This window comes from Limosilactobacillus pulli, assembly GCF_947381555.1.
GTDB lineage: Bacteria > Bacillota > Bacilli > Lactobacillales > Lactobacillaceae > Limosilactobacillus > Limosilactobacillus pulli.
Genome location: NZ_CANCWQ010000043.1, coordinates 1 through 8659, shown reverse-complemented (window position 1 = coordinate 8659; position 8659 = coordinate 1). Strand labels below are relative to the sequence as shown.

10 protein-coding genes are annotated in these 8659 nt (G+C 45.0%); 9 read left to right on the top strand and 1 reads right to left on the bottom strand.

The genetic code is table 11. The annotated features are described in order from the left end of the window. Positions 1-258: 258 nt before the first annotated feature. Genes QOS03_RS08670 through QOS03_RS08655 form a run of 4 tightly spaced genes read left to right on the top strand, consistent with a single transcriptional unit; the run spans position 259 to position 4062 of the window. Positions 259-1365, top strand: a complete 1107-nt coding sequence (locus QOS03_RS08670) for an ABC transporter ATP-binding protein (protein ID WP_169462442.1) — start codon at positions 259-261, stop codon at positions 1363-1365. After that, positions 1362-2177: an ABC transporter permease gene (locus tag QOS03_RS08665; protein WP_283576124.1), complete on the top strand. Its 816-nt coding sequence runs from the start codon at positions 1362-1364 to the stop codon at positions 2175-2177. The genes QOS03_RS08670 and QOS03_RS08665 overlap by 4 nt, the downstream gene beginning before the upstream one ends. Beyond that, positions 2174-2992 (top strand): ABC transporter permease, encoded by an 819-nt coding sequence (locus QOS03_RS08660; RefSeq protein WP_283576123.1) that lies wholly within the window; start codon positions 2174-2176, stop codon positions 2990-2992. The genes QOS03_RS08665 and QOS03_RS08660 overlap by 4 nt, the downstream gene beginning before the upstream one ends. Further along, positions 2989-4062, top strand: a complete 1074-nt coding sequence (locus QOS03_RS08655; RefSeq protein ID WP_283576122.1) for an ABC transporter substrate-binding protein — start codon at positions 2989-2991, stop codon at positions 4060-4062. Before QOS03_RS08660 ends, QOS03_RS08655 begins: the two co-directional genes overlap by 4 nt. 46 nt (positions 4063-4108) lie before the next feature. Here QOS03_RS08655 and QOS03_RS08650 read toward each other — a convergent pair whose 3' ends face one another. Beyond that, complete coding sequence (locus QOS03_RS08650; protein ID WP_272217901.1) at positions 4109-5500, bottom strand: APC family permease; 1392 nt, start codon at positions 5498-5500, stop codon at positions 4109-4111. 197 nt (positions 5501-5697) lie between these two features. Here QOS03_RS08650 and QOS03_RS08645 point away from each other — a divergent pair, with 197 nt between their 5' ends. The 5 genes from QOS03_RS08645 to QOS03_RS08625 all read left to right on the top strand — a co-directional run bounded on the left by QOS03_RS08645 (position 5698) and on the right by QOS03_RS08625 (position 8534). Further along, a complete protein-coding gene (locus tag QOS03_RS08645) occupies positions 5698-6114 on the top strand; it encodes a bis(5'-nucleosyl)-tetraphosphatase (RefSeq protein WP_272208888.1) in 417 nt (138 codons plus the stop codon). Further along, entirely contained in the window at positions 6114-6671 is a 558-nt protein-coding gene (locus tag QOS03_RS08640; RefSeq protein ID WP_283576121.1) for a guanylate kinase, read from the top strand. The genes QOS03_RS08645 and QOS03_RS08640 overlap by 1 nt, the downstream gene beginning before the upstream one ends. A gap of 46 nt (positions 6672-6717) precedes the next feature. Beyond that, complete coding sequence (locus QOS03_RS08635; protein ID WP_169462449.1) at positions 6718-7155, top strand: Fur family transcriptional regulator; 438 nt, start codon at positions 6718-6720, stop codon at positions 7153-7155. An 87-nt stretch (positions 7156-7242) separates the two neighbouring features. Beyond that, positions 7243-7698: a hypothetical protein gene (locus QOS03_RS08630; RefSeq protein WP_283576120.1), complete on the top strand. Its 456-nt coding sequence runs from the start codon at positions 7243-7245 to the stop codon at positions 7696-7698. A gap of 14 nt (positions 7699-7712) precedes the next feature. Then, positions 7713-8534 (top strand): DUF6681 family protein, encoded by an 822-nt coding sequence (locus QOS03_RS08625; RefSeq protein WP_169462451.1) that lies wholly within the window; start codon positions 7713-7715, stop codon positions 8532-8534. The last annotated feature ends 125 nt before the right edge of the window (positions 8535-8659 follow it).

The following is an 8659-nucleotide window of genomic DNA, read 5'->3' as shown; positions in this document are numbered from 1 at the left end:
GTTTAGCAACACCATTAAAGACCTTTATGGGTTTTTCTGTCCACTTAAATGTTCAACTTAAATTTTACAATCTGCCAAACATAAATCAATATTAAAATAATCAGTCAGTGGATGATTTGCCGAACCAAGATGTTCCACGTGAAACCTAATCGAATTAATTTGCTCTGAAAGGCGACAGATAAGTATCTTTCGGCGTATAATTGAGTTTGCTGTAATCGTGAAAAATTCGCGTAAATAAAAGATGAAAAGGAGAACATCGTGACCAATCAAGTAATTGAATTTCGGCATGTCAGTAAGCAGTATGATGATAACCTTGTGCTGCGCGACATCAACTTTACGATTGAGGCCGGTAAGTTCTACACGCTGCTAGGCCCTTCAGGATCAGGAAAGACTACGATCCTGCGAATTATTGCTGGTTTTGACGATGCTACCAGTGGCGACGTTATTTTTGACGGCCAGCGAATCAATGATATTCCTGCTAATCAACGACAAGTAAACACGGTCTTTCAAGACTATGCGCTTTTTCCACATATGAACGTTGCTGAAAACGTAGCGTTTGGCTTGAAAATCAAGCGGATCCCCAAAGAAGAGATTGCCAAGCGGGTACAGGATGCTTTGCATATGGTGCAGCTGGACGGCTATGGCGAACGTGAAATCACGGAAATGTCTGGTGGTCAGCGGCAACGGGTTGCAATTGCCCGTGCGATCGTTAATCGTCCGAAAGTGCTGCTTTTGGATGAGGCGCTCTCTGCCCTTGACCATAAGCTGCGGGTGGAGATGCAGGCTGAACTACGGGCTTTGCAGCGCCGTTTGGGAATCACTTTTATCTTTGTCACGCACGATCAAGGCGAGGCATTGGCAATGAGCGACCAGATTTTTATTATCAATGATGGTATGATTCAGCAGAGCGGCACGCCGGTTGATATCTACGATGAGCCGTTGAATCATTTTGTGGCTGATTTTATTGGCGAGAGCAATATTGTCCCAGGTATCATGAAGAAAGACTTTTTGGTCAATATCAATGGTCATGATTTCGAATGCGTTGATGCCGGTATGAAGCCGAATGAAAAGGTTGAAGCCGTCTTGCGCCCTGAAGATCTGGACATTACGACCGTTGATCAAGGAAAATTGGTTGCAACGGTTGATACGCAGCTGTTTCGGGGAGTTGACTATCAAATCATGGTTCATGATGAAGAGGGGCACGAATGGAAGATCAATTCGATTCATAAGACGAAAGTGGGTGAAAAAGTCGGTATCACGTTTGATCCCGAAGACATCCACATCATGCGCTATCATGAAACCGAAGCAGCCTTTGATGCACGGTTGGACAGCTATGAAGGCGACGATGAGGAGGGTGAACGTTGAAACAGCAAAAATTCTGGTTTGTCGTTCCCTATACATTGTGGATCGTACTGTTTGTCGCGGCGCCATTGGTCTTGATCCTGTACCAATCCTTTTTTAACATCAACGGTCAATTTACGTTTGGCAACTATCAGAACTACCTAACCTCCAACGTTTATTTAAGGATGACGTTCAATTCGGTCTGGTATGCTTTTTTGATCACGCTGATCACGCTTTTAATCAGCTATCCGGCAGCGTATGTGATCAACCGGTTACCGAATCGTCAGTTTTGGCTGCTGCTGGTCATTTTGCCGACCTGGATCAACCTGCTGCTAAAGACCTATGCCTTTATCGGACTGTTTAGTCAAAACGGTTCGATCAATCAGTTTTTGCGGTTTGTCGGTCTTGGTAGCCACCAGATTCTGTTTACTGATGCCAGCTTTATTTTTGTCGCGGCCTACATTGAGATTCCGTTTATGATTCTACCAGTCTTTAACTCGCTGGCCGAGATTGATTCTTCATTAATCAATGCTAGTCGTGACTTAGGAGCCAGCTCCTGGCAGACTTTTTTGCATGTTGAGCTGCCATTGACGATGCCAGGGGTCAAGGCTGGGGTGCAGGCGGTCTTTATTCCATCGCTTTCTCTGTTTATGATTACGCGCCTGATTGGCGGTAATCGTGTCATTACTTTGGGGACGGCAATTGAGGAACATTTCTTGACGACGCAGAACTGGGGCATGGGTTCAACGATCGGTGTCGTGCTGATTATTGCCATGTTCATTGTAATGTTTGCGACTGGAGATCGGCAAAAGAAAAAAGGGGGTCGTGCTAAATGAAACATAAAATCAACTGGGGTGCGATCTATTTAGTAATCGTTTTTATTATTTTATATTTGCCGATTCTTTATTTGGTTGGCTTTTCATTTAGTTCCGGCAAAACGATGGAAAAGTATCAAGGATTTTCATGGACGCACTATCAGACGCTGTTTGAAGATACGCGAATGATTACCATTGTGATCAATACGCTGATCGTTGCCTTGTTGTCAGCGCTTTTAGCAACGATTATCGGAACGATGGGGGCGCTGGCCATTAAACGAACCAAGAATGCCATGCGGAACACACTGCTTTCATTTAATAATGTTTTGATGGTTTCGCCAGACGTTATTATCGGGGCCAGTTTCTTGATCCTGTTTACGGTGATTGGCATGAAGCTCGGCTTTTGGTCGGTTTTGCTCAGTCATATCGCTTTTTCGATCCCAATCGTGGTCTTGATGGTACTGCCAAAAATTGATGAGCTGTCGCCAACGCTTTTAGATGCAGCTGCTGATTTAGGCGCCAGTCCATGGCAGTCGCTGACCCAAGTAATGCTGCCCGCGATTGCTCCGGGGATCATGTCAGGCTACTTTATGTCTTTTACCTACTCGCTGGATGATTTTGCGGTAACCTTTTTCGTAACTGGCAATGGCTTTTCAACATTATCAGTTGAAATCTATTCAAGAGCGCGCCAAGGGATTGATCTGGAAATCAACGCGCTTTCGACTTTGATGTTCTTGGTATCATTGGCATTGGTGATTGGTTATTACTTTATCAGCAAGCATGGCGGTAGCCGCAAAAATCAGATCGTAACGATTAAAGAAGGTGACGTCCAATGAAAAAACTGCTTAGCTTTACCATTGGCATCCTGCTTTTATGCGGTGCGCTGTTTGGCTGCAACAAGCTGCTGAATCAAAAATCAGGCAATAGTGGCAGCAAGACTTTGACGATCTATAATTGGGGAGATTATATCGATCCGGCACTGATTACCAAATTCGAGCATGAGACCGGCTATCATGTTGATTACGAAACGTTTGACAGCAATGAGGCGATGCTGACCAAGATTCGCCAGGGTGGTACGCATTATGACATTGCCGTTCCAAGTGAATACACCATTCAGCGGATGAAAAAAGAACATCTGTTAGAGCCGATCGATCATCGTAAGTTGCCGAACCTTAAATATATCGATCCGCAGTTTTTAAATCTGTCGTTCGACCGGCATAATCGCTATTCGATTCCATATTTTTGGGGAACTTTGGGAATCGTTTATAACGATCAAAAGGTCAGCAAAAAAGATGTCTCACATTGGCGACAACTCTGGTCACCAAAACTCAAAGACAATATCATGATGATCGACAGTGCTCGTGACGCTATGGCTGTCGCACTGATTACGCAGCATCATTCGGTTAATACGACCAATACCAAGGAGCTGCATCAAGCTGCCAATAAGCTTGATCAGTTGACGCCCAATATCAAAGCCGTAATTGCCGATGAAATGAAGATGTATATGGAGCAAAATGAGGCTGCTGTGGGAATTACCTACTCCGGTGAAGCCAGTGAGATGATGAGCGTCAACTCTCATCTGCATTACGTTGTGCCTAGCGAAGGCAGCAACATCTGGTTTGACAACATGGTAATTCCAAAGACAGCCAAGAACAAAAAAGCTGCCTATGCTTTCTTAAACTTTATGCTGGATCCTAAAAATGCCGCACAAAATGCAGAGTATATTGGCTATGCTACACCAAACAAGGCCGCTAAGAAGTACTTGCCAAAGAGCGTTACCAGCAATCAGGCTTTCTATCCGCCAAAACAGACGATGAAGCATCTGCAGGTATATCATGATCTACCATTAAAAGATATTGGCATCTATAATGATCTGTTTTTGGAATTTAAGATGTTTAAGAAGTAACTAAAAAAGCTGATCGAAAATTTTCGATCAGCTTTTTGATTGATGATTATTCTTCAGTAGCCAGCTTACTGTGACGATAGCCATAGCCAAAGTAAAGCACCAAACCAATCAAGAACCAGATGCCCGCTCCAATCCAGGTATCAAGAGAAAGAAATGACATCATAAACAGGCAGGCACAGCCAGAAATGATTGGCAAGACAGGGAACCAAGGAACGCGGAAGCCGCCTTGATTACCGATGTCCTTACGCTTGCGCAGTGGGATGATTCCAAACGAAACCAGCGTAAATGCCAACAGCGTCCCGATATTAACCAGATCAGTCAGGCGATCCAGGGAAACCAGTCCCCCCATGACGGCAATAACCGCTGCTACGATCCAAAGCGAGATCTTTGGCGTGCTGGTCTTGTCATCCAGCTTGTTTAAAAATGATGGCAAGAGACCGTCACGACTGATAGAGTAGATTAAGCGTGAAGATGAGTAGATCATGGTAAACATCATAGTGGCCATCCCAATCAAGGCCCCGATTGAAAGCAGAGCAGCCAGCCAGTTTTGGTGAACGGCCTGCAGTGCAAAGGCAACTGGATTGGCAACGTCAAGTTTGGTGTATTTAACCATCCCCGTCAAGACGATTGAAACACCCATATAGAGTACCGCCGCAACTAACAGTGTGCCGATGATCCCAATAGGCATGTTCTTTTGGGGATTTTTAACTTCGGCAGCCGAACTTGAGATACAGTCAAAGCCCAAGAAGGCAAAGAAAACTGTCGTGGCCCCCTTGAAGACCCCATGCATGCCGTATGGAAGGAATGGCTGGTAGTTGGCTTTCTTGATGAAGAAGGCGCCAACCACGATAAAGGCAACGATAATTGCAATCTTGATCGCGATGGCAATGTTATTGACGCGTACTGATGAAGTCATCCCAAATGAAAGCATCCAAGTAATCAGCAAGACAATGATGATCGCCACAATGTTGACGTAGGTACCATGCGTTGGGTCAAAAGGACCGGACAAAGCCTTGGGAATATTGATTCCGCAGCTGGCCAGCAGCGAATTGAAGTAGGCCGCCCAACCAGTTGAAACCGAGGCTACGGCCAGCATGTATTCCAATACCAGCGCCCAGCCCATAATCCAGCCGATAAATTCACCGTAGACCACGTTACCGTAAGAATAGGCACTCCCAGCAACCGGCATGGCTGAAGAAAACTCGGCATAGCACATTCCCGCTAATGCACAGACGACGGCTGCCGCCAGAAACGACAGTGAAACGCCTGGACCTGCGTCATTAGCTGCTACGGTCCCAGGTAAAATAAAAATACCTGTCCCAATGACCGCACCAATCCCCATTGCCATTAAATCGCCGGCTGATAGCGATTTGACGAATTTATTGTCGGCTTTGAGGTAGCGAGAGAGGCTTTCTTTACGAAAAAGATTTAAACTCATCCGTCCTTAACCACCTTTGTTATAATATCAAATAGCTTAATAAATTTAAGTGACAGCTTATCATAGGCAAAAATAATGAGCAACAATTGCAGAACAATAAATGGATTTGCCGAACAAAATAAGCCATAATGACATTAATAATCATAATGTCATAATAATTAAAAGTCAATTAGAAAAATATTAAGGAGGAGCTTGAAATGGCGATTGAAACGACTGCAGGTGCCGTAGTCTATCGGAAAAATGCACAAGGAATCGAATATTTACTGTTGCAAAGTACAAACGAAGGCAATTTTTGGGGATTTCCAAAGGGTCACGTTGAAGGCAATGAAACGCTTCTAGAAACGGCTCAGCGAGAAATCAGAGAAGAGACCAGTCTGGTACTGCCAATTGATACCAGCTTTTCCGTTTATACTGAATACGACCTTCCCAATGGCAATCGCAAGCATATGACGCTGTACACTGCTGAATTACCTGAAGATGAGGATCTGCATCTGCAGGCAGAAGAGATCAAGAACGCCGGTTGGTTTGACTACCAAGATGCCCGGCAGCGTCTGACGTACGATAATCTAAAAGAGCTGTTGGATCAGGTCAACGCTCATCTGACACAGGCATAATGGATCAGCACAAGGTTTTTGTAATCACCGGAGCGGCCGGTACCGGTAAAACAACGGTAGCCAACTATCTGAGAGAAAAGTATGATATGGCCAAAGTAGTTACGCATACGACGCGATTGCCACGAGCCAATGAAAAAGATGGGATCGACTATTATTTTGAAACTCGTGACTCAATAAACAAGCGGCATTTATTGGAACAAGTTGAATATGATCATCATCTGTATGGATCATCAATTGAAGGATTGAAAAAGGGCTGGGAACGACACCGCTTCGACGTAATCGTTCTCGATACCCAAGGAGCATTGACCTATCGTGATAAACTGGGTGATCAGGCGGTAGTGATCTTTTTGACGGTTAGCCGGCCACAGCAGCTTTTTAAACGGCTGCATAATCGCGGTGATCATCCGGCTGCAATTGAATCACGGGTCAACAGCTGTGAGTATCTGCGTGATCTGTCATTGCCCAAGGAACTGGATGGACAGGCGATTGAGATTGTCAATGATGACTGGTCGCAAACACAGCAAAGGCTGGATCAGCTGCTTAAGCATTACATTTGATCGTGAGTATGTTAAAATTATAGTTTCAAAAAGGACGGATGAAAAAATGACGGATCCTAAAGCACAGGCTATGGCAGTCTTGCAAAAAAATCATCTGCGCGTTACCAAGCAGCGAAAAACGCTGATTGATTTTTTGGTTGCCTATCCGGATCGCTACGTCAGTGTTACCGAGATCGATAAGCATATGCGCCAGTTTTATCCAGGCGTCAGCCATAATACGGTTTATCGTAATCTGGAAGAGTTTCAAGAAATTGGACTGGTTGAGCTGAGCTCGCAGACAGGTGGCATGGTGGTTAAATACCGCTGCGATGAGTCGCATCATCATCACTTTATTTGCCAGCGTTGTGGACGCGTTCAAGAGATTCAGTTTCCGCCGATTGATTGGGATTTTTTGACTCAGCAATTGCCTGGTGCTAAGGTCACAGGACACAGTTTTGAACTGTATGGCCTGTGTGCTCAGTGTCGTCAACTGTCTTCGCATTAAATTCATCAATTCTTATTTTTTTCGCAAACTCTCACTGGCAATTTTTGCGCTAAGATAGAGAGCAGACGACAAAAGGAGAGAGAAGTAATGAAAACACCACCGTTTGTGACGCCATTTGCACTGGTATCGCTGGTACTGGCGTTAGGTGCTACCAACGTGGTGGTCAACAAAACCACCAATACCAGTGAAGGGGCCAAGATTGTCAGCACCTCATCGACTAGTCAGAGTACCAGCCAAAAAGATGACCAAGACAGCAGTCATAGCAGTGATCGCAAGAAGCCAAGCAGTGAAAGTGATTCTGACGTCCAAAGCAGCCGGACCAGCAGCGCTGATGAGGAATCAACGACCAAGACCTCATCAGCTAAAACAACCGACAATAATACGGATAATGGTACTACTGCTGGCGCTGGTACTACCAGCTCGTCAACCAATACCACCAGTCAGACTACCGGTACGACAACCAACAGTACGACTGGTACCAATTCAACGGCTAATAATACGACAACCAACACGACGACAACCACGACTGACGCCAATCAATAAGGGGGATCGCGACAGTGCTTAGTTTTTTAGACATGATCAACCATTGGCTGGGATATTTTAATATCAATGCCAAGCTGAAGAATCGCATCTACATCGTTATTGCCTTTTTAGGTGATCTGTATCTAATCTATGTCACAACGCGGCTGTTGATGAATCAAGCATGGGTACGAGGAATGCTTTATTGTCTGGCTGTAATCCTGATTACCTATTGCCTTTATATCAACGCAGTCTACTACTACCTTGACCGCAATTCCCGGTTTGACTTTTTGTCGCCATGGCTCTCAAAGATTACTGGGGTCGTTCCTACCGCCGATGATGTCAAGCCCAAGCGTGACATGCGTGCAGTCAATAATGCATCAAACGGCTACTTTACCAATCAAGATATCATCCCGGCTCAAGTTGAGGTTGATGCTCATGAGCAGCACAACTTACAGCGAGTCGTTGAGCAGCTGTTGGATGATGGTATCTTTACGGCTGACTATGATGGTCTTACTGATAGCCAGATCGTCAACGAAACGGCAGCGGGCGAGCCAGTCTATGCCTTGGATTCTCAACAGACGCCGCCTTACTTTGAACTGTATCATGATAAGCATCTGCGGCGGATTGAAATCTATATGGGGCTGAATCAGATGGAAAAACTGGCAGTTGGTCACATTGCCAAGGTCGGTTTGACAGATATTCATACTGCTCACGAGCAATACGAGCTCTATTTAGCCAACCTGTTTGTGACGGGCGGTCCCCATAAGATTGCCGGGCGCAATGGCTCAACGATCTTAATGGATGGCCAATATGGCTTGGTTGCCAATGTTGCCTATCGCGATCGAGAAAAACGCTAAAAAAAGCTGTTGATTAGTCATGCTAACTGACCCGTACCCCCAAAGTTGGAAATAGGCACTATTGCCTGTCAAGTATACAGTTTAAATAGAAAAATTATTTATGCGGCTTGAGCGCGGAACTTTTC